Origin of the sequence: Streptomyces spirodelae (genome assembly GCF_017676385.1) — a bacterium.
Lineage (GTDB): Bacteria > Actinomycetota > Actinomycetes > Streptomycetales > Streptomycetaceae > Streptomyces > Streptomyces spirodelae.
The window spans coordinates 25,127-51,023 of record NZ_JAFFZN010000024.1; the positions used below are offsets into that span (position 1 = coordinate 25,127).

Here is a 25,897-nt window from a genome sequence, read left to right on the forward strand (position 1 = left end):
CGGCGACTGGCGTGCGCGGGCGGCGCCCCGCCCGACCCCCGCGCACCGGGCGCACGCGCGCAACGCACAACAGGGCACCCCTTTTTCGCCGCAGTGCGAACCGTGGAGGTGGCGCCAAGTGACCACTTATGCCCCACCCTTTTCACAGGGCCCGTGCGTCATCCGGACGGCTGCCCAGCGGTCCCATATCGCGATGGCCGGAATTCCGATTTTCGGTCAACCCGGCTGCGGGGACAACGTCAGGCGCCGTATTCGTCCGGGGCGCCGCTGTCGCCCTTCCGGGGCACGCCCAGAACAGCGCGAAGCCGGGGCAGCAGAGCGCGGGCGGCCGGGCTCGCCGGGCCGCCGGTGCGCCAGGTGAGGCCGACCCGTGCACGCGGCTGAGGCGTCAGGTGCAGCGTCCGCAGCCCCAGGGTGGCAGCCGTGGCCGGCGGCATGGCCGGGATGACGGCGGCTCCCAGTCCGCGAGCCGCCAGCCGGGCGAGCAGCGGCGGCGCGGCAGCCTCGAAGGCGACCCGGGGCCGGAACCCCGCCTGCGCGCAGGCGCGTTCCAGTACGCCGCGCAGACCTGTGCCGCGCGGCAGGCTGATCAGGGCGCGGTCGCGCAGGGCCGCCACCGGCAGGGGCCTGTCGCTCTGTGCCAGCAGTGGGTCGCCGGGTGCGACGGCCACCACGACCGGCTCGTCGATCACGATCTCGGCTGTGGTGCCCTCGGGCGGGTGCTCGTCCATCAGCCCGAGCACGCCGATGTCGAGCTCGCCCCGGCGCAGCGCCTGGAGCATGCGTTCCGAGGTGTCCTCGGTCAGGGCGATATCGACGCCCGGGTGCTCGCTGTGGAAGTCGGCCAGGACGGCGGCGATGTCGAACTGCCCGGTCGCGCCCGACACCAGTCCCACGGACACATGGCCGCGCAGCAGCCCGGTGAAGGCTTCCGTGGTGTGCCGTACGTTCTCGACGGCCTCCAGTGCCGCTCTGGCGTACGGGAGCACGGCGTCGCCGACCTCGGTAGGCGTCACCGAGCGCCCCGTTCGGTCCACCAGCGGGTGGCCCAGTTCGCGTTCGAGCTGCCGGATGCGGGCGCTGAGGCCGGGCTGGGCCAGGTGGAGGCGTTCGGCGGCTCTGGTGAAGCTGCCCTCCTCGACCACGGTGACGAAGAACAGGAGCTGCCGCAGATCCATGCCCGGAGCCTATCCACTCGCATAACCAGCACTTCTGGAGGCCAGAAGAAGCTTGTCTTGGACTTATGCACCAGCCCGCGGCCACTCTGGGAGAGATCACCGCCGAGGCTTCACGGGAGCGGACATGGACATCGAGCGCGCCATCGCAGCCGAACGTACGGAGCTTGCCGACCTGTTGGACGGTCTGCGGGAAGCCGACTGGGACGCGCCCTCCCTGTGCGCCGGATGGCGGGTGCGGGAAGTGGCGGCGCACATGTCGTCCGGGTTCCGCTCGTCGCGCTCCCAGATGCTGCGGGAACTGCTGCGGGCCCGGGGCAACCTGCACCGGATGACCGACCAGTGCGCGCGCCGCGACGCTGCCGCACTGAGCACGGACGAGCTCGCAGCAGCGCTGCGGGACAACGCAGAGCACCCCTGGAAGCCTCCGGTGGGCGGCCGCCCGGCGGCTCTGGGCCACGACGTGGTGCATGGGCTGGACATCACCGTCGCACTCGGTCACCCGCGGCGCGTACCGCGGGACCGGATACGGGTGCTGCTGGGCGGGGTCACGCCCCGGAGCCTGAAGTTCTTCGGCGCCGACCTGAGCGGTGTCCGACTGCGGGCCGAGGACATCGACTGGTCGTACGGCACCGGAACGCCGGTCACAGGGGCCGCACAGGACCTGCTGCTGGTCGCGTTCGGGCGCAGGGTGCCGCCCGGACGGCTGCGCGGCGAGGCGGCCGACGGGTTCACGGACGACCGGTTCGCGGTGGGACCGTCCATGGCCGACCGGTTCACATGCGACCCGACGTCGCCCGCCGCTCCTGAGGGCGGGACCGGAACGGCACGGCGGTAGCCTGGGGGCGCCCCACCGCCCGAGGAAGCCGCCGCAGCATGTCCGAACCCCCCACCGCGCGTCACGAGCCCCGACGAGCCGGTCCCGTAGGCCGCGACCCGGTACGCCGTGGCCCCTGGAAGGCGCTGACCGCAGTGGTGCGGTGTCCCGTCTGCCGGGACGCGCTGGAGGTCGCGGAGCGGGCACTGCGCTGTCCGCGGCGGCACACTTTCGACATCGCCCGGCAGGGGTACGTGAGTCTGCTGTCGGGCGGCAAGCGCACCGTGAACGCCGACAGCGCAGCCATGGTGCAGGCGCGCACCGCGTTTCTTGAGGCAGGCCACTATGCACCGCTGACGGAGGCACTGGCACGGCTCAGCGCCTTCCTCGGACTTCCCGGGGGCGGAGCGGGCGGCGAGCGCCGTGAGGGCGGCGGCGAGGGCGGCAGTGAGGGCGCTGAGGGCCGCGTCGTGCTGGACGCCGGGGCGGGCACCGGGCACTATCTGGCCGCCGTACTCGAAGCGCTGCCGGACTCCGTGGGGCTGGCGCTGGACGCCTCGCCGTACGCGCTGCGCCGCGCCGCGCGGGCGCACCCCCGGGCGGGCGCGGCCAGCTGGGACGTATGGCGGCCGTTCCCGGTACGGGACAACTGTGTGGACCTCGTGCTCAACGTCTTCGCGCCGCGCAACGGGGGTGAGTTCCACCGGGTGCTCAGACCCCGGGGCGTGCTGCTGGTCGTCACGCCCACCGAACGTCATCTGGGCGAGCTGCGCGGCCGGCTGGGGCTGCTGGAGGTCGACCCGGACAAGGAGGAGCGCCTGGAGCGCGCACTGTCCGGGCACTTCGTACGGGAGCGCGCCGAAGCACTGGAGTACACCGTGGAGTTGTCCCCGCAGGAGGTGGAGAACCTCGCCGCCATGGGGCCTGCCGCGCGGCACGTGGCGCCGGAGGAACTGCAGGCACGGGTCGCCGGGCTGGGCGGGCCGGTGCGGGTGACGGTGTCGTTCGGCCTCGCGGTGTACCGCGCTGCCTAACCGGACGAAGCCGCAGCCGCCGACACCACCGCAGCGCCAGCCGTGGACGCGGCTCCAGCCGTAGCTGCGGCCCCAGCCGCAGACGCGGCCTGTTTGAGAGCGTCGGGGGTGGCGGTCAGAACGTCGTCGAGGAGACCGCGTGAGGTGTGCAGGGCCTCGATCTGAGCTGTCATCCGGTCGCGCTGGGCGAGCAGTTCAGCGACCAGGTCGGGGCAGGTGGGCACCAGGCGGCCCTGTTCGTCGCGCAGGCACGGCAGGAGCTGCGCGATCACCGAGGTCGACAGCCCGGCGGTCAGCAGACAGCGCACCCTGCGCACTGTCTCGACGTCGGTCTCGTTGTACTCGCGGTAGCCGCTGGGCAGTCGGTGGGGGCTGAGCAGCCCCTGCTGCTCGTAGTAGCGCAGCAGCCGTTCGTGGACGCCGGTGCGGCGCACCATCTCCTTCATCCGCATACAGCCGCCTCCTGTCCGGTGAGGTCCTCACCTGTGCCCGACTCGGTGTCTGCCCCGACTCGGCTTGACTCTGACACTGATGTCGGAGTTTAGCTTCTGGTACATGACCAAGGAGCACACCGCGGCAACCGCCGTATCCACGTCCCGGATCGATCCCTCCACCCTCGACGTCCACGTACAGGGCAGCGGCCCGGCGCTGCTGCTGGCGCACGGGGCGGGTGGGGGCATCCTGCCCAACTTCGGCCAGGTGCTCGACGACCTGGCCTCAGACCACACGCTGGTCGGCCCGCACTACCCGGGCGCCGGCGCCTCGCCCCTCCCCTCCAACCCCTTGGAGCTCGACGCGCTGGTGGACGCCGTCGTGGAGGCCGCCGTCTCGCGCGGACACGAGCGGTTCGCCCTGCTGGGAGAGTCCTTGGGGTCCGCGGTGTCCGTGCGGGCGGCGGCCCGCCATCCGGACCGGGTGACAGGCATGGTGCTGACCGCCGGGTTCGCGGTGGCCGATCCGGTGCTCTCGTTCGCGTCCGACCTGATCGTCCGGTTCGGGCGGGAGGGCGAGTGGGACTCGGCGGCGCGGGTGGCCATCCAGTCGGTCCTCACGGAGCAGGACCTGAGCGTGCTCACCGCCGAGGCGCTGGAGACCGCCGTCGGGGCGACCCGGGAGGGTATGCCGCCGGGAATGGTGGACCATTTCGACCTGGTGCGACGAGTCGATGTGCGCGGCGAACTCGCACGGCTCTCGGTGCCCACTCTCGTGGTGATGCCCACCGGTGACCGTCTCGTCCTTCCCGACAGCTCCCGACAGCTCGCCGAGGCCATCCCAGGTGCCACCCTGCTGGAGATCCCCGGTGGCGCCCACATCCTCGGCGAGCAGCACCGCAAGCTGTGGCTCGAGCATGTGCGGGAGTTCCTGGCCCAGCTGCCGTGAAGCCGCAGCGGCCGGTGGCCCGAGCGCGCCGGCCGCCCGGGGCGCGGCGGTCACCTGAGGAGCGGTGGTCACCCGAAGAACTGCCCCGGAGTGAGTCCGACAGTGCGGCGGAACGCGGCGATGAAGGCGCTCGCGGAGGCGTAGCCCACCCGGTGTGCGACGGACTCGACCGAACGCCCCTGCGCCAGCAGCGGCATCGCCTCCTGGACCCGCAGCCGCTCCCGCCAGCGGCCGAAGCCGAGCCCGGTCTCGGCAACGAACAGCCGCGCCAGCGTACGGGCGCTCGCGCCCGCCACCTGGCCCCAGGCGGCGAGCGGCCGGGAGTCGGCCAGGTCGGCGTGGAGCGCCTCGGCCACCGTGCGGGCCCGCGGATCGGCCGGCCACGTCAGGCCGATGTCGCGGGCCGGTACCGGCTCCAGCAGGTCGAACAGCACCCCCTCCGCACGCTCGCGGGCGGGCCTGGAGAGCGAGGGCTCGGCCAGGTGGTTGATGAGTTCGCGCAACAGCGGAGGTACGGACACCACCGTGGGCTCGCACCAGACCACCGGACAGTGGCCGGGGGACATGTACGGACTGCGCAGCACTGCGGTACTGGTGGCGCCCGTCGCGTGCGGGGTGTGCGCGGGTATCCACAGGGCGACCGAGGGCGGCAGCAGCCAGGTGCCGCCCGGTGTCCGCACCGACAGCAGGCCGCTGGTGCACCAGGCGAGTTGGTGTGCCGGGTGGTGGTGCTCCTCGAACCACGATCCGCGCCGCAGGGGGAAGCTGCGCACTACGAGGGCCTGCTGTCCGGGCGCGGCCTCACAGGCGGGCGGCGGAGGCGGAGACTGTCCGTATGGCGGCATCAGTTGGCAGCGTACGGCGTAGTGAACGGCTGTCGGCGCTGCTTGGCTTTCCGTATGCCGATGAACAGAGCGCACCGGAGACTGTGCAGTTCGGAGAAGTGGGCCGCGGGAGTGCGGGATCACCTGCTGCCGTGGGCGTTGGAGAACGTCGAACTGGGCGAGGACATCGTCGAGATCGGTCCCGGGTACGGGGCCAATCTGCGCGTACTGATCGAGCGGGTGCCCCGGGTGACGGCCGTGGAGATCGACGGCGGGACGGCCGCGCTGCTGCGCGACAAGTGGGGCGACCGGGCGCGCGTCCTGCACGCTGACGGGGCCGACATGCCGCTGCCGGACGCGGCCTTCTCCGCCGTGGTGTGCTTCACGATGCTGCACCACGTGCCCACCGACGCTCTCCAGGACCGCATCTTCGCCGAGGCATTCCGGGTACTGCGGCCGGGCGGGACGTTCGCGGGGGCCGACAGCCAGCCGAACTTCCGCTTCCGGTTGCTGCACATCGGGGACACCATGAACACCCTCGATCCCGGCGAACTGCCCGCCCGGCTGTCCCGGGCCGGGTTCACCGACATCGCCGTTGACCTTCACCCGGACAGCGGCGGTCTCCGCTTCGGCGCCCGGCGCCCGGCGGAGGGGTGAGCCGGCGGCGACCCGCTCCCCGGCGGAGCGATCAGCGGAGCGGTCAGTGGGCGATCAGTGGAGCGGTCAGTGGAGCAGCTTCAGCCCCACCGGCCTCCCGGCGCCCGTACACCACCGCTAGCGCCGCCACCAGTGCTCCTCGCGCCCGCTCGCCCGTGCCCTTTCGCCCTCACCGTGCGGCCCGGTCTCGTGCCCGGCGGTCGGCGGGCCGGTGGGAGCGTCCGACGGGTTGGGCGCCGGCTGCGGGGTGGTGAGAATCTCCTCCAGCTCCTGGCGCACCGTGGCGGCCAGATAGCGGCTCACCCCCGGGCCCAGCGCCTCGTCGGCCGGACCGGTGGAGGTCTCCCGTACATCGGCCACCACGACCGTGCTGCCGGGCGGGATCTCCGCCGTCAGCTCCTCCAGCCCCTCGTTCGTCTCGACCACCCGCCGGGCGTCGTGCCCGCTCCCGATCAGCCCCCCGGCACCGAAACCCAGCAGCGCGCCCGGAGGACCGCCCACCAGGCCCAGCAGCGCGCCGACGAGCCCGCCGACGGCCAGCCCGGTGACGGCCACCGTATGGTCCACCTCCCCGACGACCTCGGCGTTCCCGTCCGCGTTCCGGCCGATGACCCGGGCCTCGCGCAGTTCGAGCGCGCCGGCCTGGTGTGCGCTCTCCAGCTTGTCCAGCGCGAGCAGCGCAGCCCGGGTGCCCCGCTCGGTGAAATCGGCGAACAAGAGGTTTTCGGTCATACGCCTACCATCGGCGCTCGCGCGGCGTCCGGCATCCGCAGCCGTGCGGAGGTGGACTGGCACGGCCGGGGCGCCGCGGGTGAGGGTGGCCCCATGAATGTCGCGTTCCTCTTCCCCGGCCCGGCCTCGCTGCGCGCCGGCATGCTGCACCGGCTGCCGGACACCGCCGCCTCGGCGACCGTGCTCGCGGAGGCCGAGTGGAATCACCCGGGCGGGGTCGCGCAGCTGGACTCCGCCGAGGCGCTGGCGCAATCCGAGGTGGCGCGGCACATCAGTCTGCTGGTCGCAGGGGTGGCCGGGGCCAGGGCGCTGACCGAGGACGAGAAGGTACTGCCCTCGGCGGTGGCGGGGCACGGCCTCGGTGGCTTCGCGGCGGCCGTCGTGGCGGAGCTGTTGACCTTCCCGGAGGCGCTGCGCGCTGTCCGGCTGCGCGCCGAGCTGCTGGAGCGCGCCGAGGAGCCCGTACACGACATCGGCATCCGGATGGCGCAGCACCTGGCCACCATCCCGCGCCGTACGCCCGCGCTGCCCTATGTGGCCTCCACGAGCGGCGCGTGTCTGCAGTCGGACGCGAACGGCGTCTTCGACGACCTGGCGCGCTCCGTGGCGCTGCCGGTGCGCTGGGAGGAGATGACGACGGCCCTGCGGGGGACAGGCGCCGACCGCTGGGTGGAGCTCCCGCCCGGACGCGCTCTGACCGCGCTCCTGACGGGCGGCGGAGCCGACGCGGCGGGTCCGGGTGTGCGGGTGGTCTCGGTGGAGGAGCGGGGGATTGCCGAGGCGGCGGACTTCGCGCGGGGAGGGACGGGGTTCACCGAAGGAGCTTGGTGAAGCACCGGCTGTCCTCGTGGAACCGGTAGAAGCCGAACTTCTCCACAGCCGGCTCGTACCCCGCCGAGGTGTACAGCCCGATGGCCTCCGGCTGCTTCATTCCCGTCTCCAGCACCATGCGGGTGCGGCCCGCTTCCCGCGCGTCCTGTTCCAGCAGCGCGAGTATGCGGCGGGCCAGGCCCTGACCGCGCGCCTGGGGTACGACGAACATGCGCTTGAGCTCCGCGTCGCCGTCCGCGTAGTTCTCGTCCTCCTCGTCCGCTCCCCGTGCGGCGTCCATCGAGCGCCAGCCGCCGGTGGCGACCGGCCGCTGCGCCTCGTCATAGGCCAGCAGATAGAGCCCCCGCGGCGGCTGGAACATCGAGGGGTCCAGCACTGTCGCGTCGCCTTCCGGATCGCCGTAGCGCTGTGCGTACTCCTGGAGCACAAGATCGTTCAGCTTCAGGGCATCCGGGTGGTCGAAAGGGGCGGAAACGATCTGCATGCGGGCATCGTAAGGTGCTCGGATGCGCAAGGTGAGCACGGTGAACGTCAATGGGCTGCGGGCGGCGGCCAAGAAGGGCTATGCGGAGTGGTTGGCGACCACTGAGGCGGATGTCATCTGTCTGCAGGAGGTGCGCGCGGAGCCCGAGCAGCTGCCCGAGGCGGTGCGGGAGCCCGAGGGCTGGCACGCCTTCTGGGCACCGTCCTGCGCGAAGGGCCGGGCCGGTGTGGCCCTGCTCACCCGTCGGGAGCCGGACAGCGTGCGCGTGGGGTTCGGCGAGGCCGAGTTCGAGGCGTCGGGGCGCTATGTGGAGGCGGATCTGCCCGGCGTGACCATCGCGAGCCTGTATCTGCCCTCGGGAGAGGTCGGTACCGAGCGGCAGGACGAGAAGGAGCGCTTCATGGCGGCGTTCCTGCCCTACCTGTGCGACCTGCGCGAGCGTGCCGCGGCGACCGGGCGCGAGGTGCTGGTCTGCGGCGACTGGAACATCGCCCACCGGGAAGCCGACCTGAAGAACTGGCGCGGCAACAAGAAGAGCTCCGGGTTCCTGCCCGAGGAGCGCGCCTGGCTCTCCAGGGTCTTCGACCCGGCCGACGGCGGCTACACGGATGTGGTCCGCTCGCTCCACCCGGACGTGGCCGGACCGTACTCGTGGTGGTCCTACCGCGGCCGCGCGTTCGACAACGACACGGGCTGGCGCATCGACTACCACGTCTCCACGCCCGGGCTGGCCGGCCGGGCGGTGAAGGCGTACGTCGAGCGGGCCGCCACCCACGCGGAGCGGTGGAGCGACCACGCGCCGGTGACGGTCGACTTCGGGTCCTGAGGGGCTTCGGACGGCCCTCAGGGCTCCTCGGGCACCTCTGGCACCTGTCCTGGGTGCCCTGGCGCGCCTCTGGCGCTTCCAGGAGCGTCCGGGGCGCCTCGCGGGCCCCGGGGAGCAGGCCCGGGCTCCGGGGCTCTCTGGAGCCCGGTGCAGGCCCGCAAGGCGGGCGGTGAGGGCGGCGCCGGGTGCGGGGGTGGACCGGGGAGGTGTGCGGCTGCCGTGGTCTTGTGCCGGTGGCCGGGCGAGGGCCACCGTGGAGCCGGGCGGGGCGAGGGGCCCTGCCGCCCCAGGGGGAGGCCGCCATGGACGCTGGAGTCGGACCCGGTGCCGTTGTTCTGCCCGCCGCCCGGATCGGTGAAGGGCCGCACCATGTGATCGCCGTGCACGGCTGGTTCGCCGACCGGCGGGCGTACGCGCCCGTCTTCGATGTGCTCGACCGCGCCTCGTTCAGCTACGCCGTCCCAGACCTGCGCGGCTACGGCGAGGCACGCGCCATCCCCGGAGACTGGACGACCGGGGAGGCCGCCGGGGACATCCTCGCGCTGGCCGACGCGCTCGACTGGGAGCGGTTCTCGCTGGTGGGGCACTCGATGGGGGCTGCCGTCATCCAGCGTGTCGTGCTGGCGGCCCCGGAGCGGGTGCGCCGGATGGTGGGGATCGCGCCGGTGCCCGCGAGCGGGGTGCCGCTGCGGGGCGAACAGTGGGAGCTGTTCGCGCAGGCCGCGCAGCGCCCGGCCAACCGCAGGGCGATCATCGATCTGAGTACGGGCAACCGCCGCCCCGACGCGTGGCTGGACCTCATGGTCGAACGGTCGCTCTCGTGCACGGACCCGGGGGCCTTCCGCGCGTGGCTGGACTCGTGGGCCCTGGAGGACTTCCACGAGCAGGTGCGCGACTGCCGCGTGCCGGTACGGCTGGTGGTGGGGGACGGCGACCCGGTGCTGTCGGCGGAAGTGGTGCGTACGACCTGGCTGCGCTGGTACTCGGCAGCCGAGCTGGTGGAGGTGCCCGCCGCTGGGCACTATCCGCTCGACGAGACGCCGTTGGAGACGGTGCGTGCTGTGGAGGACTTCCTCCGCGCCGAGGACGGGACGCGCGACGACGGGCTCCGTGCGGAGGCCGAGCCCTGTGTGGAGGCAGGGCCCCGTGCGGAGGGCGAGCCCCGTGCGGAGGGTGGCGTGGGATGAGCGCAGCGCCCGAGGCCGTCCCGGCCTCGCCCGATGTGGATGTGTTCGATCCGCGCCGCTACGCCGCTGGCCTGCCGCACGAGGCGTTCCGCACGCTGCGGGACGGGAATCCCGTCGCCTGGCAGGAGGAGTACGAGGTGCTGGGCTGGCCCGCCGGGCCGGGGTTCTGGGCGGTGACGCGGCACGCGGACGTGCTGCGGGTGCTGCGCTCGCCCGCCGAGTTCTCCTCCTGGGAGGGGGCCACCCAGATCCGTGATCCGGACCCGGAGGACCTGCCGTTCATCCGCCGGATGATGCTCAACCAGGACCCGCCCGCGCATCACCGGCTGCGCACTCTGGTCAGCCGGGCCTTCACCCGGCGCCGGGTGGAGCGGTTCGAGGCGGATGTACGGGCACGGGCGCGGCGCTCGCTGGCGGCGGCGCGCGAGGAGGCGCACGAGCGGGGGTGCTGTGATCTGGTCGCCGCCGTCACCGACGACTTCGCGCTGCTGAACCTCGCCGACCTGCTGGGCGTACCGGCCGGGGACCGGAAGCTGCTACTGGAGTGGACCGAGCGGATCATCGGATACCAGGACCCCGACCAGGCTGTCACGGTGCTCGGTCCGGACGGGCGTCCGGCCAACCCGCGCTCGCCCGCCATGCTGCGGGAGATGTTCGACTACGCGCGCCGGCTGGCGGCGTACAAGCGCGCACATCCGGCGGACGATGTGATGACGGCACTCGCCCACGAGCTGACCGGTGCCGAGCTGGAGATGTTCTTCTTCCTGCTGACTGTCGCGGGCAACGACACCGTGCGCAGCGCGGCACCCGGCGGGCTGCTCGCACTGGCGGAACATCCCGCGGCGCAGCGCACCATGCGCGACCTGGTGCGGCAGGGGGACATCGGGGCGCAGTCACTCGCCGTCGAGGAGCTGCTGCGCCGGCACACCCCGGTGCTCAGTTTCCGGCGTACCGCAGTGCGGGATCTCCAACTGTCGTCACGTCGCATCAGTGCCGGGGAAAAGGTGGTCGTCTTCCACGCCTCGGCCAACTTCGACGAGCGGGTCTTCGACGCGCCGCACACCCTGGACCTGGCCCGCACGCCCAATCCGCACGTGGCGTTCGGCGAGGGACCGCATGTGTGCCTGGGCGCCCACTTCGCACGTCTCCAACTGCGCGTCCTGTACCAGGAGGCGGCCAGGCAACTTCCGCCTTACGAGCTTTTGCCGCCGTCCGAGCGGGTGCCGGGCGGCCGGGGGGAGGTGCGCCGTCTAGTCTCCAATTTCATCCACGGCATCAAGGCCCTCCCCGTCCGGACGGTCGGCTAGCCACTCCTCCAGATCGGCGCGTACTCGCCGGTCCAGGGCGAGGCCGAGTTCCGCCTCGACGATCTGCTTGGCGACGGGAGCCACCCGGGCGAGCAGGGCGTTGAGCTCCGCCGGATCTGTGGACCGCTGCGCGGGTAGCAGGTGGGAGCGGAGCAGGCGGGCGAAGGTGGCGGCTATCTCGTCCGTCTGGGCGCGCAGTTCACGTCCTGCCTCCAGGACGGCCGCCAGCGGGATGCCCTTGGCGACCAGTTCGGCGGAGCCCTCCAGCAGCCGGCGGCTGGTGTGGACGAACTCGTCACCGTCGATGGCCACATAGCCGAGGTCCAGGGAAGCGGCCAGGTTGTCGACGGTCACCTCGCCCTTGAAGTAGTCGGCGAGCTCCTCGGGGGTGAGCCGGACGGGGGTCTCCTCGGAGAACGGGGTAACCACCGAGCTGTCCAGCCCCATGACCTCGGCGGCCGAGCGGACGTCGCGGCCCTTCTCGAAGGCGTCGAGCAGGTCGGCGATACCGCCCAGGGTGTGGCCCCGGGCCAGCAGCGCGGTGATGCTGCGCAGCCGTGCCAGGTGGTGCTCGTCGTACCAGGCGATGCGGCCCTCGCGGCGAGGCGGCGGGAGCAGTTTGCGCTCGCGGTAGAAGCGCAGGGTGCGGGTGGTGATGCCGGCGGCCTCCGCCAGTTCGTGCGCGCGGAACTCCCGCTTCCCGGGCGCGGACTCGCCCTGGTGCGCTGCCGTCTCGCGCTGGTGCGCTGCCGCCTCGCGCTGGTGCGGTGCCGTCTCGCGCTCCTTCGGTGCCGCCTCGCGTGTGCTGTCGGCCGGCTCAGCGGGTGGGCGCCCGGCCGGGGGTGTCCCGCCCGGTTCACCCGGCCCGCCAGGGCCGCCCCGTCCGTCGCCTCTGTGCTGCTGCTTCCTGCTCGCCACATGACCAGCCTAGGCGTCCGGCCGGACCCGGCACTCTGGTGCAACCGCCGGTAACTTTCCTCGCGCCGACCCCTACCCATGAGTATTCCGCTGCCCTACTCTCGTGACCGTGCCAGTAATTACTGGCACGGTTGTGGGTCCGAAAGCGCAGCACGCGACAGATCCCGGGAGGCGCGGCATGGCGGCCGAGCACGAGCAGGAGCACGTAAGGGTGGCGGTGATCGGTACCGGATTCGGCGGCCTGGGGGCCGCTGTCCGGCTGCGCCGCGCGGGAGTGACGGACTTCGTCCTCCTGGAGCGCAGGGATGCCGTCGGCGGCACCTGGCACGACAACACCTATCCGGGATGCGCCTGTGACATCCCCTCCCACCTGTACTCGTTCTCCTTCGCACCCAACGCGGAGTGGCCGCGCAGCTTCTCGCCCCAGCCGGACATCCGCGCGTATCTGGAGCGGGTCGCCGACACCTTCGGGCTGCGGCAGCACATCCGCTTCAACACCGAGGTGCAGCAGATGAGCTGGGACGCGGAGGAACTGCACTGGAGGGTGGAGACCTCGGCGGGCACGCTGACGGCCGATGTCGTCGTCTCAGCCACCGGACCGCTGTCCGAGCCCAAGCTGCCCGACGTCCCGGGACTGGACTCCTTCGAAGGCAAGGTCTTCCACTCGGCGACCTGGGACCACGACTACGACCTGCGCGGCAAGCGGGTGGCCGTCATCGGCACCGGGGCCTCGGCCATCCAGATCATCCCCGCCATCCAGCCGGTCGTCGGCGAGCTGACCGTCTTCCAGCGCACCCCGGCATGGGTGCTGCCGCGCGGCGACCGCCGGATCAGCAGGGCCGAACGGAAGCTGCACGCCCGCTTCCCCGCCACCCAGAAGCTGCGCCGCTTCGCGCTGTGGGGCGTACGGGAGCTGGAGACGCAGGTCTTCGCCAACTACCCGAAACTCCTCCCCGCCGTGGAGCAGGTCTCCAAGCTGCACATGAAGCGGGCCGTCAAGGACCCCGGGCTGCGCCGCAAGCTGACACCCGACTACCGCGTCGGCTGCAAGCGCACGCTGCTGTCGGACGACTACTATCCGGCGCTCGCCCAGCCCAACGCGCATGTCATCGACTCCGGGCTGAAGGAGATCCGCGGCAACACGCTGGTCTCGGCGGACGGCCGGGAGGCGGAGGTCGACGCGGTGGTCTTCTGCAGCGGCTTCCACGTCTCCGACATGCCCGTCGCCCGCCGCGTCAAGGGCGCGGACGGCCAGACGCTGGCCGAGTCGTGGGCCGAGGACGGGATGAACGCGCTGCGCGGGACCACCACCACGGGGTTCCCCAACTTCCTGTTCATCATCGGCCCCAACACCGGTCTGGGCACCAGCTCGATGGTGCTGATCATCGAGGCGCAGCTCAACTACCTGATCGACTACGTGCGCAAGCTGGACACCCTCGGCGGCGGCGACAAGGTCGCGCTGGACGTACGGCCCATCGCGCAGCACACCTACAACGCCAAACTGCGCGAGCGCATCAAGTCCAGCGTGTGGGAGACCGGCTGTACGAGCTGGTATCTGGACGCCCAGGGACGACCGGTGGCCGTGTGGCCCGGCACCACAGCGGAGTTCCGCAAGGTGACCCGGGAGGTGTGGCTGGAGGAGTACGAGGTGCTGCGCGCGCCGCTCGGCGGCGGGGCTGCCGGGGCGGGTGCCGCGCGCCGCCCGGCGCCGCAGCTCGCCGGGACGGTCGGCAGGGGAGCCGCCACCGATGCCTTCCACACCGCTGCAGACCTGCCCTCCGCAGTGGGGGAGGACGCGCGATGAGCCGTACCGCCGCCACCGCAGGCACCCGCAAGGGACTCACCGGGCGCTATGCGCCGCCCGCGCCCGCGCGCGAGCTGACCGCGTGCTCCGGGGACGGAGTGCGCTTCCCCGTCGAGGTGCACGGCCGCGCCGGCGACCCGGCCGTCGTCCTCGCACACGGCTGGACCTGCTCGACGCTGTTCTGGGCGCCCGTCATCCGCGAACTGACCGCGAGCGGCCACCGCGTCGTCGTCTACGACCAGCGCGGGCACGGCCGCAGCCCGGCCGCCGCTGCGCCCATGGCCTACAGCACAGCCATGCTCGCCGACGACCTGTGCGCCGTACTGGACGCGGCACTGGAACCGGGCGAACGGGCCGTCATCGGCGGCCACTCCATGGGCGGTATGACCCTCATGGCGGCGGCCGGCAGGAGGCAACTGCGCGAGCACGGCGCCGCGCTGCTGCTGTGCAGCACCGGCGCCGAGCAGCTGACAGGGCAGGCCCGGGTGCTGCCGTTCCGCTCCGAGCGCCTGCGCGCTGTCGCGCACCGGGCGCTGCTGGGCTCGGCGGCGCCGCTGGGCCCCGTCACTCCGCTGACCCGGAAGGCCCTCGCGTACGGCACGCTCGGGCCGGCCCCCGAGCCGGCGGCCGTCGAGGCGACGGCGCGCATCGTGCACGCCTGTCCGCGGCGCGTCAGGTCGGCGTGGGGCGGAGTGCTGGCCGGGCTCGACCTGGCGGCCGACGTGCCGCGGCTGGATGTGCCCACGGCAGTCGTCATCGGCACGCACGACCGCCTCACCCCGCTCCCGCACGCCCACCGGCTGGCGGCCGCGCTGCCGCACTGCGCGGGAGTGCACGAGTTGGAGCGGCGCGGGCACATGACGCCGCTGGAGGAGCCGGAGACGGTCAGCGGCGTGCTCGCGGGGCTCGTACGGGACCATCTCGCCGACAGGGCCGCCGACAGGGCCGCCGACCGGGCCGAGGACAGGGCCGAGGACAGGGCCGCCGACATGCACGAGGACATGAGGGAGCCGAGCGCATGAGCAGGGTCGGTCTGGAGGGCCAGGTAGCCGTCATCACGGGTGCGGCGCGGGGCGTGGGGGCGCTGCTTGCCCGGAAGATGTCCGCGCGCGGGGCGAAGATCGCACTCGTCGGTCTGGAACCGGACGAGCTGAAGCGGGTCAGCGCCTCACTGCACACCGACTCGGCGTACTGGCACGCCGACGTCACCGACCACGAGGGCATGGCCGAGGTCGCCCGCGAGGTCAAGGAGCACTTCGGGAAGGTCGACATCACCGTCGCCAACGCCGGGGTCGCCACCGGAGGCCCCTTCGTGGACTCCGACCCGGTGGCCTGGCGCCGGGTGATCGAGGTCAATCTGATCGGCGGGGCCGTCACCGGGCGCGCGTTCCTGCCCGTATTGGAGGAGTCGCGCGGCTACTTCCTCCAGATCGCCTCCCTCGCGGCCATCACACCGGCACCCATGATGACGGCGTACTGCGCCTCCAAGTCCGGTGCTGAAGCCTTCGCGCACAGCCTGCGCGCCGAGGTCGGCTACAAGGGTGTGGGTGTCGGCGTCGGCTATCTGAGCTGGACCGACACCGACATGGTGCGGGGCGCCGACGCGGACGAGGTGATGCGCGACGTACGGCAGCGGCTGCCGTGGCCCACGAACAAGACGTATCCGCTCGGCCCTGCCGTGGACCGGATCGTCGCGGGGATAGAGCGGCGGGCGCCGCATGTGTACGGGCAGTGGTGGCTGCGCGGGATGCAGGCCCTGCGGGGCTATTTGCCACCGCTGATCGGTGGCCCGTTGGGCCAGCGTGAAATGAAGGCTGTCGCCCCCCGGATCGAGGCCGCGGGCGGGCTCTCCATGGGCCTCGTCGGCGCGGGTGGCGAGGCCGACGAGAAGGCGCGGGCCTCGCGGTAAGGCTTGCCCCGCGCGGGGGCTGCGCTCGCCCACCCTGCGCTCGCCCACCCTGCTCCCCCGGCCTTCGGCCGGAAGGTGCCCCCGGAGCGACAGCGCAGCCGCAGTCCGCGACGCGCAGCAGGGGGCACCCTCCCGGCAAGGAAGAGGGTGCCCTCATCGGCGGCGCACCGCGTCAGCGGTTCTTGTCCTTCCAGTCCTGGGCGCGCTGCTGGGCCTTGTCCTTCAGCTCCTGCGCCTTCTCGCGGGCGTCCTGGCCGCCACCGCCGCGCTGCTTGCCGCCGGACTGCTCCTTCTTCTCCTTGCCCTTGTGCCGAAGCTGCTCGGCCTTGGACTTGAACTGGTCTGCGATGCCCATCGTCACTCCTTCGGAGGTCTCGGAAGTGTCTCCTCACGGGCACTTTCCACCCTGCCACGCCACGACATAACCCGCATTCCGCATCAGAAGGTGCGGAATGGTGTGGATCAGTAACGCGGGGGAAGCGGCGGACGGGACCGGTCGGGCGCGTCCCGGTAGTCGGGCGGCGTCCGTGCCGGGTGCCTCTCCAGCAGGTCGAGGGCGGTGGTCACGGCGGTGCCCAGCACGGAGCTGCGGCCCTCGGCCCAGTCCAGCGGGGTGCGCAGCACCTCGATGTCCGGCTCCACGCCGCGGTTCTCCACCGACCAGCCGTAGCCCTCGAACCAGGCGGCGTTCATCGGCACCGTGATCACCGTGCCGTCCCCGAGCCGGTGCCGTCCCGTCATGCCGACGACCCCGCCCCAGGTGCGGGCGCCGACCACCGGGCCCAGCCCCAGCAGCCGGAACGCGGCGATGATCATGTCGCCGTCGGACGCCGTGGCCTCGTCCGCGACGGCGACCACCGGGCCGCGCGGCGCGTTGCTGGTGTAGGTGACCGGCTGCGCGTCGCGGGTGAGGTCCCAGCCCAGGATGGTGCGGGTGAGCTTCTCCAGGACGAGCTCGCTGATGTGTCCGCCCGCGTTGCCCCGTACGTCCACGATCAGCGCGGGCCGGGAGATCTCCAGGCGCAGGTCCCGGTTGAACTGCGCCCAGCCGGAGCCGCCCATGTCGGGGATGTGCAGATAGCCGCACTTGCCGTCGCTCAGCTCGCGGACGATGTCCCGGCGGCGGGCCACCCAGTCCTGGTAGCGCAGCGGGCGTTCGTCGATCAGCGGAACGGCGGCGACCCGGCGCGGCCCCGCCTGCCGGAGTGTCAGCTCCACGGTGGTGCCACCGGCGGCGGCCAGCAGCGGCGCGGGACCGCTGTAGGGGTCGACGGGGCGCGCGTCCACGTGGGTGAGCACAGCGCCCTCCCGTACCGGCGATCCGGCGAGCGGGGAGCGGGCCCGGGAGTCGGAGGAGTTGCCCGGCAGGATGCGGGCGATCTCCCAGTCGCCCTCGGGGGTGTGGATCAGGTCGGCGCCCAGGAAACCGATGGGCCGCTGGTAGTGCGGCGGACCCTCGTCGCGCCGTGCGGGGGTGACGTAGGCGTGTGAGGTGCCGAGTTCACCGAGCACTTCGCGCAGCAGGTCGGCGAACTCGTCGGGCGAGGCGACGCGTTCGACCAGGGGGCGGTACTGGCCGAGGATCGCCTCCCAGTCGATACCGCTCATCCCCGGGTCCCAGAAGTACGCCTTGATCAGCCGCCCCGCCTCCTCGTACGCCTGCCGCCACTCGGCCGCCGGGTCGACGTCGTGCAGGATGCGGCGCAGGTCGATGTAGGTGGTCGTGTCGGAGTCGGCCTGCTGGTCGGCCGGGATCACCCGCAGCAGCCCCTCGTCGTTGACGACCAGCCGGGTGCCGTCGCCGCTGGGCGCGAACCAGTCGACGTCGCTGGTGAGTTCGGTGCGCTTGGCGGTCGTCAGGTCGAAGTGTTCGAGCGTGGGGCGGCCCGAGGTGTCGGCCGGGTTGACGAACGTCTCGCCGAGCGCGCCGGAGATCGGGTACCGCAGCCAGATCAGTCCGCCTCCGGCGACCGGGCACAGCGCCGCGTACTTCGAGGCCGTCACCGGGAACGGGGTGACCCGGTTGGCGAGCCCCTCGGCCTCCACCAGCACCGAGGCGTCCGGCCCCTCCTCCTCGCCGGCCGGGCGGTCCTGCGGGTCGAGCCCGCCCGCTGCCGGACGCCCCTCCGGGGTCAGCGCGAACGGCGAGAGCGTCGCTGAGGAGAGCGGTACCAGATACGGGCGGCAGCCCAGCGGGAAGGACAGGTCGCCGGTGTGGACGTCGTAGACCGGGTCGAAGCCGCGCCAGGAGAGGAAGGCGAGGTAGCGCCCGTCGCGGGTGAAGACGGGCTGCTCGTCCTCGTACCGCCCGTCGGTGACGTCGAGAACGGTGCGCTCGCCCTCCGGCCCCGAGAGGTCCTCGGCGACCTTGGCGATCCGGATGCAGGACAGCGACCGGCCCACCCCTGGGTGCGCCCAGGCGAGCCAGCGCGAGTCGGGCGAGAACGCCGGGTCGCGCACCGGCCCGTTGACGGAGCGCACCACCTCGCTGATCGGCACTTCCGGAATAACTCGTTCCGGTTCACCGGTCTCGCCACCAGCCCCGGCACCGCCCCCGTCGGGCACGTCGGCCACCTCGGGCGCGTCGGCCACCTCGGGCGCGTCGGCCACCTCGGGCGCGTCGGCCACCTCGGGCACGTCCAGAAGCAGCAGCCGCCCGTCGTGCGTCACCACGGCGAGCCGTTCCCCGGACGGTGCGGCGACCAGCTCCAGCACCCGCCCCAGCCGGCCGGCGGCGATCCGGTAGGCGGGCCGGGGGCGGGAGGCGCGAGGCAGGTCCGCGATCTCGACGGCGTCCTCGCCCTCCGCGTCGGTGACATACGCGATCCGCCCGGTGTCGCCCAGCATGGTGGGCAGCCGCACCCGCACCCCCGGGGTGTCCGCCAGCGCTCGTGCCGGGCCGTCGCGGTGGGTGAGCCAGTAGAGGCTGCCGCGTACGCCGACCGCGCTGGCCCGCCCGGTGGGGTCCACGGTCAGCGCGTTCACATGGGCGGCCGCGGGCACCTGGTAGGGGCGGCGGCCCGCGCGCTGGCCGCCCAGGCGGATATCGAGCCGCTGGGGGCGTGCGGTGTGGGAGAAGTCGTCGACCAGCCACAGCTCGCCGGCGCACTGGTAGACCACCCGCCGCCCGTCGGTGGCCGCGTGCCGGGCGTAGAAGGCGTCGTGGTCGGTGTGGCGGCGCAGGTCGGTGCCGTCGGGGCGGCAGGAGTAGAGGTTGCCGACGCCCTCGTGGTCGGAGAGGAAGGCGATCCGGTCGCCCACCAGCATCACCGAGTCCAGATGGCCGTCCAGATCCGGCAGCAGCCGCTCACCCTGGAGCCACATCCGCCCCGTGGCGCCGCCCCGGTACCGTTTCCAGCTCGCGGGCTCGTGCGGCGGTGTCCCGGTCAGCAGCAGGGTGCGCCGCTCGCCCTCCTGCTCGGCCACGGCGATGTCCGAGACCGGCCCCCACGGCAGTCTGCTGCCCGGGCAGGAGGCGTCGGGGCGGTCGGCGGGCGGGCCGTCGGGGCCGTCGACGGGGATGCGGTAGGCCCAGGCACGGTGGGCGAACGGCTCCCCGTGCGAGGCCACCGCCAGCACATCGCCCTCCGGGGTCCAGCCGCGCACCCTGGTGTCGGTCGCGCCCCAGTACGTCAGCTGCCGTGCCGGGCCGCCCTGCACGGAGACCAGATGGACCTCCGGGTCCAGGCTGCGCCAGGTGGTGAAGGCGATGTGCCGTCCGTCGGGGGAGAAGCGGGGGTGGCTGATCCGGGTGCGGTCAACGGTCAGCCGCCAGGCCCGCCCGGACGGCTGACCCGCGTCGGGCACGGGGACGGCCCACAGGTCGTCCTCGGCTGCGAAGCAGAGCAGATCGCCGTGCAGGTGCGGAAAGCGGAGATACGCGCCGTCGTCGGTCATCTATTCCATGTTTCGCGTGGATTTGCACCCAAGCAAGTTGTGACCTGTCCCTCATTTTCGGGCCCCCACTCACCCTGCGAGTGCAAGTCGGCGTCGATTGACATGAGCTCTCATTGCCGGGCCGCGGCACCTCCCCGCCGTGCTCCCTCGGTTCCCGACGCTGTAGCTGCTCTGCGCCACCCCCCGACTGTGCCATCCGTCCGACTGTCCGACCTCGAGACCGGAGAACCTCTCTCGTGGCCACCTTCCTGTACAAGATCGGCAGACTCGCCTTCCGGCGCCGCCGTATCGTCGCCCTGATATGGGTGGCGCTGCTGGCGGCCGCCATAGGTGGCGCGTCCACCGCCTCCAGCCCGCCCGACGACGACTTCGCGCTGCCCGGCACCCAGGCTCAGAAAGCCTTCGACCTGCTGGAAGAGCGCTTCCCCGGTGCCAACGCCGAAGGCGCCACCGCCCGTATGGTCTTCCGCGCTCCCACCGGCGAGAAGATCACCGCCGCCGAGAACAAGGCGGCCGTCCAGGAGGCGCGCAAGGAGCTGAGCGGCGGACAGGCCGCGGGCGTCTCCGACCCGTTCGTGAAGAACAGCGGGGCGATCAGCAAGGACGGCAGCATCGCCTATGCCTCGGTGACCTACAAGGTCCCGGCGCAGGAGATCACCGACAAGACCCGCGAGGGCATCAAGGACGCCGCCAAGGACGCCCGCGCCACCGGTCTGACGGTGGAGACCGGCGGTGACGCGCTCCTGGTCGAGCCCGAGATGGGCAACGCCGAGATCATCGGCATCGGTGTCGCCGCCGTCGTGCTGATCCTCACCTTCGGCTCGCTGATCGCGGCCGGGCTGCCGCTGATCACGGCGCTGATCGGGGTGATGATCGGCATCTCCTCGATCACCGCGCTGGGGGCCACCCTCGGGCTGTCGGCCAACACCACGACGCTGGCCATGATGATCGGCCTCGCGGTCGGTATCGACTACGCGCTGTTCATCGCCTCCCGCTACCGCGCCGAGCTGACCGAGGGCCGGGAACGTGAGGAGGCGGCGGGCCGCGCCGTCGGAACCGCCGGCTCCGCCGTGGTCTTCGCCGGCCTGACCGTGGTGATCGCGCTCGTCGGGCTCTCCGTCGTCAACATCCCGGTCCTCACCAAGATGGGTATGGCCGCGGCCGGCACCGTGGTCATCGCCGTGCTGGTGGCGCTCACCCTGGTGCCCGCCGCGCTCGGCATGGTCGGCAAGCGGATCTTCGGCCGCCGGGTGCGCAAGGCCAACCCCGCCACCGGGGTGCCGCCGGCTGCGGACGCCGAGGGCCAGCGCCCCAAGGCCGGGGCCCGCTGGGCCAGCTTCGTGCTGCGCCGTCCGATCCTGGTGCTGGTCACCGCCGTACTGGCGCTCGGTACCCTGGCGCTGCCCGTCGGCGCCATGAAGCTGGGCCTGCCCGACGAGGGCAACCAGCCGGAGAAGACCACCCAGCGCAAGGCGTACGACATGCTCTCCGACGGCTTCGGCGCGGGCTTCAACGGTCCGCTGATGGCCGTGGCCGATCTGAAGGGCGCCGACGACCCGGAGGCCGCTGCCGCCGAGATCCAGAAGCGGCTGCAGAAGGTGGACGGCGTCGTCGCCGTCTCCCCGGCGCAGCCGAACAAGAAGCAGTGGGACGCCGCTGACACCGCCACGCTGACCGCCATCCCGAAGTACGGCCCCAGCGACGCGCGCACCGAGGACATCGTGCGCGACATCCGGGACCAGTCGGACGCGATCGAGAAGAAGACCGGCGCCACCCTGCTGGTCACCGGCGCCACCGCGGTCGCCATCGACTTCTCGCAGGTCATGAACGACGCCCTGGTGCCGTATCTGGCGCTGGTGGTGGGCCTGGCGTTCGTGCTGCTGATGCTGGTCTTCCGCTCGGTGCTGGTGCCGCTCAAGGCGGCCCTGGGCTTCCTGCTGTCGGTGCTGGCGGCGCTGGGCTCCGTGGTGGCGGTCTTCCAGTGGGGCTGGCTGGCCGGCCTCCTCGGTGTCGAACAGACCGGGCCGATCATGAGCATGATGCCGATCTTCATGATCGGTGTGATCTTCGGGCTCGCGATGGACTACGAGGTCTTCCTGGTGACGCGGATGCGCGAGGCGTATGTGCACGGGGAGAAGCCTGGTCAGGCCATCGTCAGCGGGTTCCGGCTGGGCGCGCGGGTGGTGTCCGCCGCCGGCGTCATCATGATCAGCGTGTTCGCCGGGTTCATCGGCTCCTCCGAATCCATGATCAAGATGATGGGCTTCGGCCTTGCCATCGCCATCCTCTTCGACGCGTTCGTGGTGCGGATGGCCATCGTTCCCGCGGTGCTCGCCCTGCTGGGCCACCGCGCCTGGTGGCTGCCGCGCTGGCTGGACCGGGTGCTGCCCAACGTCGACGTCGAGGGCGAGAAGCTCAACAAGGAGCTGCGGCTCGACAAGGAGGCCGTCGCCACGGTGCCGCCGCCGCGTGAGCCGGAGCGCACGGGGGTGTGAGCCCACGGGGCCCTGGCCGACGCTTCACCCGCCCGTCCGTCCCTTTCAGGGGTGGGCGGGCGGGTTTCTTGTGTCACACGCCCCTCGTGTCATACGCCCCTCTGTCACACGCCCCCGTGTCACACGCCGCGCAGCAGCGCGGCGAAGCCCTCTTCCAGGTCGAGGAGCGCCGGCTCGGCCCCGGCCGGCACCAGGTCGTAGCTGCGCTGCAGGAAGAGGGACAGGTCGGTGGCGCGGAACTCCAGTACGGCGACGCCCTCACCGGCGTGCAGCTCGATCACCGTCCGCTCCTGACCGCAGGGGCAGATGTGGACGTCACCCTCGCCCGCGGGGCCGCGCAGCCCCTCCGCGAGCAGGTCGCGGGAGAAGGCCCAGGCGACTTCCTCGCCATCCAGGGAGATCTCCGCGGGGAAGACGATCCGCACGGCCAGCGGGTCGTCCGTCTCGTACCTGAGGGCAGGTGTCAGAGGCCGGGTCGCGGGCGGCCGGGCGATCAGTTGAGCCTGCACGGTGCGGGTGATGACCTTGGACACATCTGCTCCTCTGGGTCGGGGGTTCCCGGTGCGCTCATCGCTCGGGCCGGGTTGCCCCTTCGTCGTGTCAGACGCTCACCGAAGCGGCACAGTCACCCGAACGACCTGGTGAGCTCTGCCACAGAGCGGGGGACACGAGGCCGCTTCCCCTCCCATTCCGGGCATAAGAAACGCCCTCTTGCGAACTCTTTGCATCTGACCGCTATTCTCAAAAGGCTGGAGACGGCCGCTGCCAGGCCATTGCCGGGCCGTTGGACAAGCCGGTTGGACAAGCCGGTGATCAGAAGCCGTGAGAAAGCGGAGCGCCTCGATGCACGTACCTGATGGATTCATCAACGCCCCCGTCTCGGCCGGTACCGGAGTCGTCGCCGCCGCGGCTGTCGCCATCTCGCTGCGCGGAGCCAGGCGCGAACTGGGCGGCGGCCCGGGAGAGGCGGGAGAGCGGACGGCACCGCTGGCCGGGCTGGTCGCCGCCTTCATCTTCGCCGTCCAGATGCTCAACTTCCCCGTCGCGGCAGGCACCAGCGGCCACCTGCTGGGCGGTGCGCTCGCCGCGATACTCGTGGGGCCGTACACGGGCGTGCTGTGCGTCTCGGTCGTACTGCTCCTTCAAGGCGTGCTGTTCGCAGACGGCGGGCTGACGGCGCTGGGCACCAACATCACGGACATGGGTGTGGTGACCGTCCTGGTCGCCTACGGCGTCTTCCGCGCGCTGCTGCGGGTGCTGCCCCGGCGGCGCTCCATGGTGACCGGCGCCTCCTTCGTGGCCGCGCTCGTCTCCGTACCTGCGGCCGCTGTCGCCTTCACCGGCATCTACGCGCTCGGCGGGACGACGGAGGTCTCGCTGGGCAAGGTCTTCGGCGCGATGGTCGGTGTGCATGTGCTCATCGGCATCGGCGAGGCCGCGATCACGGCCGCGACGGTGGGCGCCGTGGTGGCCGTCCGCCCCGATCTGGTGTATGCGGCGCGCGACCGGCTCGCCGTACGGCTGGAGTTGCGGCCCTCGCCGCTGTCGGCCGACCCCGAGGCGGCACCGGGCCCCGCGCCGCAGCCCGTGCCCGCTGCAGCGCGCAGGCGCTCCACCCGCCCGCTGTGGATCACCGGCCTCGTGGTCACCCTGCTGTGCGCGGGAGGGCTCAGCTTCTACGCCTCCTCCAGCCCCGACGGTCTGGAGAAGGTCGCCGCCGACAACGGCATCGACAAGCAGGCGGAGAAGCACGCGGCGGAGGACTCCCCGCTGGCCGATTACGGTGTGAAGGACATCGCCGACGCCCGGCTGTCCGGTGGCCTGGCGGGCGTCATCGGCGCGGGCGCCACCCTCGCCGTCGGCTCCGGTGTCTTCGTCGTACTGCGCCGCCGACGCGGTGGTACGGCTCGGAACGGGACCGCCGCCGCCACGGCTCCCGCCGGTACCGAGCGCTAGGGAGGGCAGCCGGATGGGCGCCGGACACGCGCACAAGCTCTACAAGCACGCCCACTCGCCCGTGCACGCGCTGCCCGCGCACTGCAAGCTGGCGGCCGTCTTCTGCTTCGTCGTGCTGGTCGTTGCCACACCGCGCGAGGCCGTATGGGCGTTCGGCGCCTACGCGGTGCTGCTGGCCGCGGTCGCGGCCGTCTCCCGGGTACCGCCGCGCCATCTGCTGACCCGGATGGCGATCGAGGTGCCGTTCGTGGCGTTCGCGGTGCTGCTGCCGTTCGTCGCGGAGGGCGAGCGGATCACCGTGGTGGGCCTTTCGCTGTCCGAGCCGGGCCTGTGGGGTGCGTGGAACGTACTGGCCAAGGGCACCCTCGGGGTGGCCGCCTCGGTGCTGCTCGCCTCGACGACGGGGCTGAACGAACTCCTGCTGGGGCTGGCGCGGTTGCGGATGCCGCCGCTGCTGTGCCAGATCGCCACCTTCATGGTGCGCTACGCCGACGTCATCAGCGAGGAGATGCGCCGGATGCGCACAGCGCGGCTCTCCCGCGGCTTCGAGGCGCGCGGGCCGCGCCACTGGGGAGTGCTGGCCAAGTCGGCAGGATCGCTGTTCATCCGCTCCTACGAGCGCGGCGAGCGGGTGCACCTGGCGATGCTCAGCCGCGGGTACGCCGGCACCATGCCCCCCGCACTCGGCGCCGGGCCCGCCGCCCGTGCCGAGTGGGCCCGTTCGGCAGCGCTCCCGCTGACCGCCCTCGCAATCTGCCTGTTGGGATGGACCCTGTGACCTCCGCCGCTGTTTCCCCTTCCCCCGACGTTCCCTCGCTGGAGGTGCGGGGCCTGGCCTACGCCTACCCCGACGGCCATCAGGCGCTCTTCGGCGTCGACCTGACCGTGCAGCGCGGCCAGCGGGTCGCGCTGCTCGGGCCCAACGGCGCGGGAAAGACCACGCTGGTGCTGCACCTGAACGGCATCCTGGCGCCGGGTGCCGGATCGGTCACCGTCGCCGGGCTGAAGGCCGAGCGCCCGCACCTGGCGGAGATCCGGCGCCGGGTCGGCATCGTCTTCCAGGACCCGGACGACCAGCTGTTCATGCCGACGGTCCGCGAGGACGTGGCCTTCGGACCCGCCGCCGCGGGGCTGCGCGGCGCCGAGTTGGAGGCGCGGGTACAGGAGGCGCTGGAGCGGGTCGGGATGGCCGAGCACGCCGACCGGGCGCCGCACCATCTCTCCTTCGGGCAGCGGCGCCGGGTGGCGGTCGCCACCGTGCTGGCCGGCCACCCCGAGATCCTCGTACTGGACGAGCCGTCCTCCAATCTCGACCCGGCAGCCCGCCGCGAGCTGGCCGATCTGATCCGGTCGCTGGATCTGACGGTGCTGATGGTCACCCACGACCTGCCGTACGCGCTGGAGCTGTGCCCGCGGTCCGTGGTGCTCAGCGACGGTGTCCTTGTTGCGGACGGCCACACGCAGGACCTTCTTTCCGACGCCGAGCTCATGCGGGCCCACCGATTGGAACTCCCCTTCGGCTTCGACCCCCGCTCGGTGACGGTGCCCGCCGCTTGAGGGGGTGCCCCAGCCGCACGGCTTCGTCCGCCCCGTAGGACCATGGGGGCGCGGCGTCACAAAATCGCGCTCTCGTGGCGAAAGGCGCCCTCAAGGCGACAGGAGCG

At 72.3% G+C, this 25,897-nt stretch carries 24 protein-coding genes; 15 read left to right on the forward strand and 9 right to left on the reverse strand.

What is annotated here, in order from left to right:
- Window positions 1-239: 239 nt before the first annotated feature.
- Window positions 240-1,178, reverse strand: coding sequence for a LysR family transcriptional regulator (locus JW592_RS23620; protein ID WP_209267217.1), 939 nt, complete (start codon window positions 1,176-1,178; stop codon window positions 240-242).
- Window positions 1,179-1,302: 124 nt separating this feature from the next.
- On the opposite strand from JW592_RS23620, the gene JW592_RS23625 reads away from it, so the two are divergent.
- Window positions 1,303-2,013 carry a maleylpyruvate isomerase family mycothiol-dependent enzyme gene (locus JW592_RS23625; RefSeq protein WP_209267218.1) on the forward strand — a complete coding sequence of 237 codons (711 nt, stop codon included), beginning with the start codon at window positions 1,303-1,305 and terminating at the stop codon, window positions 2,011-2,013.
- Window positions 2,014-2,051: 38 nt separating this feature from the next.
- Entirely contained in the window at window positions 2,052-3,026 is a 975-nt protein-coding gene (locus JW592_RS23630; RefSeq protein WP_209267219.1) for a putative RNA methyltransferase, read from the forward strand.
- Here the strand turns inward: JW592_RS23630 and JW592_RS23635 are convergent.
- On the reverse strand, window positions 3,023-3,478 hold the full coding sequence (locus JW592_RS23635; RefSeq protein WP_209267220.1) for a MerR family transcriptional regulator: 456 nt from the start codon (window positions 3,476-3,478) through the stop codon (window positions 3,023-3,025). The genes JW592_RS23630 and JW592_RS23635 overlap by 4 nt on opposite strands.
- 103 nt (window positions 3,479-3,581) lie before the next feature.
- On the opposite strand from JW592_RS23635, the gene JW592_RS23640 reads away from it, so the two are divergent.
- A complete protein-coding gene (locus tag JW592_RS23640) occupies window positions 3,582-4,406 on the forward strand; it encodes an alpha/beta fold hydrolase (protein ID WP_209267221.1) in 825 nt (274 codons plus the stop codon).
- A gap of 68 nt (window positions 4,407-4,474) precedes the next feature.
- On the opposite strand, the gene JW592_RS23645 is transcribed toward JW592_RS23640, so the two are convergent.
- Window positions 4,475-5,251 carry an AraC family transcriptional regulator gene (locus JW592_RS23645; protein WP_209267222.1) on the reverse strand — a complete coding sequence of 259 codons (777 nt, stop codon included), beginning with the start codon at window positions 5,249-5,251 and terminating at the stop codon, window positions 4,475-4,477.
- 54 nt (window positions 5,252-5,305) lie between these two features.
- Here JW592_RS23645 and JW592_RS23650 point away from each other — a divergent pair, with 54 nt between their 5' ends.
- The gene (locus tag JW592_RS23650; RefSeq protein WP_209267223.1) at window positions 5,306-5,887 is read left to right on the forward strand and encodes a class I SAM-dependent methyltransferase; all 582 of its coding nucleotides are present in this window, start codon (window positions 5,306-5,308) and stop codon (window positions 5,885-5,887) included.
- 117 nt (window positions 5,888-6,004) lie between these two features.
- Here the strand turns inward: JW592_RS23650 and JW592_RS23655 are convergent, their stop codons facing one another.
- Window positions 6,005-6,619 carry a DUF1269 domain-containing protein gene (locus tag JW592_RS23655; protein WP_209267224.1) on the reverse strand — a complete coding sequence of 205 codons (615 nt, stop codon included), beginning with the start codon at window positions 6,617-6,619 and terminating at the stop codon, window positions 6,005-6,007.
- A gap of 93 nt (window positions 6,620-6,712) precedes the next feature.
- Here JW592_RS23655 and JW592_RS23660 point away from each other — a divergent pair, with 93 nt between their 5' ends.
- Window positions 6,713-7,450 (forward strand): hypothetical protein, encoded by a 738-nt coding sequence (locus tag JW592_RS23660; protein ID WP_209267225.1) that lies wholly within the window; start codon window positions 6,713-6,715, stop codon window positions 7,448-7,450.
- Here JW592_RS23660 and JW592_RS23665 read toward each other — a convergent pair.
- The gene (locus JW592_RS23665) at window positions 7,431-7,934 is read right to left on the reverse strand and encodes a GNAT family N-acetyltransferase (RefSeq protein ID WP_209267226.1); all 504 of its coding nucleotides are present in this window, start codon (window positions 7,932-7,934) and stop codon (window positions 7,431-7,433) included. The genes JW592_RS23660 and JW592_RS23665 overlap by 20 nt on opposite strands.
- Before the next feature lie 22 nt (window positions 7,935-7,956).
- Here JW592_RS23665 and JW592_RS23670 point away from each other — a divergent pair, with 22 nt between their 5' ends.
- From JW592_RS23670 to JW592_RS23680, 3 genes are all read left to right on the forward strand, one after another.
- Entirely contained in the window at window positions 7,957-8,760 is an 804-nt protein-coding gene (locus JW592_RS23670) for an exodeoxyribonuclease III (protein ID WP_209267227.1), read from the forward strand.
- A gap of 302 nt (window positions 8,761-9,062) precedes the next feature.
- Window positions 9,063-9,947, forward strand: a complete 885-nt coding sequence (locus JW592_RS23675) for an alpha/beta fold hydrolase (RefSeq protein ID WP_209267228.1) — start codon at window positions 9,063-9,065, stop codon at window positions 9,945-9,947.
- Window positions 9,944-11,254, forward strand: coding sequence for a cytochrome P450 (locus JW592_RS23680; protein WP_209267229.1), 1,311 nt, complete (start codon window positions 9,944-9,946; stop codon window positions 11,252-11,254). Before JW592_RS23675 ends, JW592_RS23680 begins: the two co-directional genes overlap by 4 nt.
- Here the strand turns inward: JW592_RS23680 and JW592_RS23685 are convergent.
- The gene (locus tag JW592_RS23685; RefSeq protein ID WP_372446563.1) at window positions 11,198-12,172 is read right to left on the reverse strand and encodes a MerR family transcriptional regulator; all 975 of its coding nucleotides are present in this window, start codon (window positions 12,170-12,172) and stop codon (window positions 11,198-11,200) included. The two genes, JW592_RS23680 and JW592_RS23685, sit on opposite strands and share 57 nt — an antisense overlap.
- 178 nt (window positions 12,173-12,350) lie before the next feature.
- Between JW592_RS23685 and JW592_RS23690 the strand changes: the two genes are divergently transcribed.
- The 3 genes from JW592_RS23690 to JW592_RS23700 are packed head-to-tail and all read left to right on the forward strand — an operon-like array spanning window position 12,351 to window position 15,885.
- Window positions 12,351-13,976, forward strand: a complete 1,626-nt coding sequence (locus JW592_RS23690; RefSeq protein WP_209267230.1) for a flavin-containing monooxygenase — start codon at window positions 12,351-12,353, stop codon at window positions 13,974-13,976.
- Window positions 13,973-14,998, forward strand: coding sequence for an alpha/beta fold hydrolase (locus tag JW592_RS23695; protein ID WP_209267231.1), 1,026 nt, complete (start codon window positions 13,973-13,975; stop codon window positions 14,996-14,998). Before JW592_RS23690 ends, JW592_RS23695 begins: the two co-directional genes overlap by 4 nt.
- A complete protein-coding gene (locus JW592_RS23700) occupies window positions 14,995-15,885 on the forward strand; it encodes an SDR family oxidoreductase (protein WP_209267232.1) in 891 nt (296 codons plus the stop codon). Before JW592_RS23695 ends, JW592_RS23700 begins: the two co-directional genes overlap by 4 nt.
- Window positions 15,886-16,057: 172 nt before the next feature.
- On the opposite strand, the gene JW592_RS23705 is transcribed toward JW592_RS23700, so the two are convergent.
- Window positions 16,058-16,240: a hypothetical protein gene (locus JW592_RS23705; protein ID WP_209267233.1), complete on the reverse strand. Its 183-nt coding sequence runs from the start codon at window positions 16,238-16,240 to the stop codon at window positions 16,058-16,060.
- Between the two features lie 107 nt (window positions 16,241-16,347).
- Window positions 16,348-19,782: a S41 family peptidase gene (locus JW592_RS23710; protein WP_209267234.1), complete on the reverse strand. Its 3,435-nt coding sequence runs from the start codon at window positions 19,780-19,782 to the stop codon at window positions 16,348-16,350.
- A gap of 236 nt (window positions 19,783-20,018) precedes the next feature.
- On the opposite strand from JW592_RS23710, the gene JW592_RS23715 reads away from it, so the two are divergent.
- Window positions 20,019-22,277, forward strand: coding sequence for an MMPL family transporter (locus JW592_RS23715; protein WP_209267235.1), 2,259 nt, complete (start codon window positions 20,019-20,021; stop codon window positions 22,275-22,277).
- 119 nt (window positions 22,278-22,396) lie between these two features.
- On the opposite strand, the gene JW592_RS23720 is transcribed toward JW592_RS23715, so the two are convergent.
- Window positions 22,397-22,810, reverse strand: coding sequence for an SsgA family sporulation/cell division regulator (locus JW592_RS23720; RefSeq protein ID WP_209267236.1), 414 nt, complete (start codon window positions 22,808-22,810; stop codon window positions 22,397-22,399).
- A gap of 310 nt (window positions 22,811-23,120) precedes the next feature.
- Here JW592_RS23720 and JW592_RS23725 point away from each other — a divergent pair, with 310 nt between their 5' ends.
- The 3 genes from JW592_RS23725 to JW592_RS23735 are packed head-to-tail and all read left to right on the forward strand — an operon-like array spanning window position 23,121 to window position 25,790.
- Entirely contained in the window at window positions 23,121-24,233 is a 1,113-nt protein-coding gene (locus JW592_RS23725; protein WP_209267237.1) for an energy-coupling factor ABC transporter permease, read from the forward strand.
- A 13-nt stretch (window positions 24,234-24,246) separates the two neighbouring features.
- The gene (cbiQ, locus tag JW592_RS23730) at window positions 24,247-25,011 is read left to right on the forward strand and encodes a cobalt ECF transporter T component CbiQ (protein WP_209267238.1); all 765 of its coding nucleotides are present in this window, start codon (window positions 24,247-24,249) and stop codon (window positions 25,009-25,011) included.
- Window positions 24,999-25,790, forward strand: coding sequence for an energy-coupling factor ABC transporter ATP-binding protein (locus tag JW592_RS23735; protein ID WP_209267239.1), 792 nt, complete (start codon window positions 24,999-25,001; stop codon window positions 25,788-25,790). The genes cbiQ and JW592_RS23735 overlap by 13 nt, the downstream gene beginning before the upstream one ends.
- Window positions 25,791-25,897: the final 107 nt, after the last annotated feature.

Excerpts from the sequence above, each read along its gene's own strand:
- JW592_RS23625 (WP_209267218.1), top strand. The coding sequence starts at position 1,303 with ATGGACATCGAGCGCGCCATCGCAGCCGAACGTACGGAGCTTGCCGAC.
- JW592_RS23695 (WP_209267231.1), top strand. The coding sequence starts at position 13,973 with ATGAGCCGTACCGCCGCCACCGCAGGCACCCGCAAGGGACTCACCGGG.
- JW592_RS23675 (WP_209267228.1), top strand. The coding sequence starts at position 9,063 with ATGGACGCTGGAGTCGGACCCGGTGCCGTTGTTCTGCCCGCCGCCCGG.
- JW592_RS23640 (WP_209267221.1), top strand. The coding sequence starts at position 3,582 with ATGACCAAGGAGCACACCGCGGCAACCGCCGTATCCACGTCCCGGATC.
- JW592_RS23700 (WP_209267232.1), top strand. The coding sequence starts at position 14,995 with ATGAGCAGGGTCGGTCTGGAGGGCCAGGTAGCCGTCATCACGGGTGCG.
- JW592_RS23620 (WP_209267217.1), bottom strand. The coding sequence starts at position 1,178 with ATGGATCTGCGGCAGCTCCTGTTCTTCGTCACCGTGGTCGAGGAGGGC.
- JW592_RS23655 (WP_209267224.1), bottom strand. The coding sequence starts at position 6,619 with ATGACCGAAAACCTCTTGTTCGCCGATTTCACCGAGCGGGGCACCCGG.
- JW592_RS23705 (WP_209267233.1), bottom strand. The coding sequence starts at position 16,240 with ATGGGCATCGCAGACCAGTTCAAGTCCAAGGCCGAGCAGCTTCGGCAC.
- JW592_RS23645 (WP_209267222.1), bottom strand. The coding sequence starts at position 5,251 with ATGCCGCCATACGGACAGTCTCCGCCTCCGCCGCCCGCCTGTGAGGCC.
- JW592_RS23735 (WP_209267239.1), top strand. The coding sequence starts at position 24,999 with ATGGACCCTGTGACCTCCGCCGCTGTTTCCCCTTCCCCCGACGTTCCC.
- JW592_RS23650 (WP_209267223.1), top strand. The coding sequence starts at position 5,306 with ATGCCGATGAACAGAGCGCACCGGAGACTGTGCAGTTCGGAGAAGTGG.
- JW592_RS23630 (WP_209267219.1), top strand. The coding sequence starts at position 2,052 with ATGTCCGAACCCCCCACCGCGCGTCACGAGCCCCGACGAGCCGGTCCC.
- JW592_RS23665 (WP_209267226.1), bottom strand. The coding sequence starts at position 7,934 with ATGCAGATCGTTTCCGCCCCTTTCGACCACCCGGATGCCCTGAAGCTG.
- cbiQ (WP_209267238.1), top strand. The coding sequence starts at position 24,247 with ATGGGCGCCGGACACGCGCACAAGCTCTACAAGCACGCCCACTCGCCC.
- JW592_RS23710 (WP_209267234.1), bottom strand. The coding sequence starts at position 19,782 with ATGACCGACGACGGCGCGTATCTCCGCTTTCCGCACCTGCACGGCGAT.
- JW592_RS23690 (WP_209267230.1), top strand. The coding sequence starts at position 12,351 with ATGGCGGCCGAGCACGAGCAGGAGCACGTAAGGGTGGCGGTGATCGGT.
- JW592_RS23660 (WP_209267225.1), top strand. The coding sequence starts at position 6,713 with ATGAATGTCGCGTTCCTCTTCCCCGGCCCGGCCTCGCTGCGCGCCGGC.
- JW592_RS23725 (WP_209267237.1), top strand. The coding sequence starts at position 23,121 with ATGCACGTACCTGATGGATTCATCAACGCCCCCGTCTCGGCCGGTACC.
- JW592_RS23670 (WP_209267227.1), top strand. The coding sequence starts at position 7,957 with ATGCGCAAGGTGAGCACGGTGAACGTCAATGGGCTGCGGGCGGCGGCC.
- JW592_RS23635 (WP_209267220.1), bottom strand. The coding sequence starts at position 3,478 with ATGCGGATGAAGGAGATGGTGCGCCGCACCGGCGTCCACGAACGGCTG.
- JW592_RS23680 (WP_209267229.1), top strand. The coding sequence starts at position 9,944 with ATGAGCGCAGCGCCCGAGGCCGTCCCGGCCTCGCCCGATGTGGATGTG.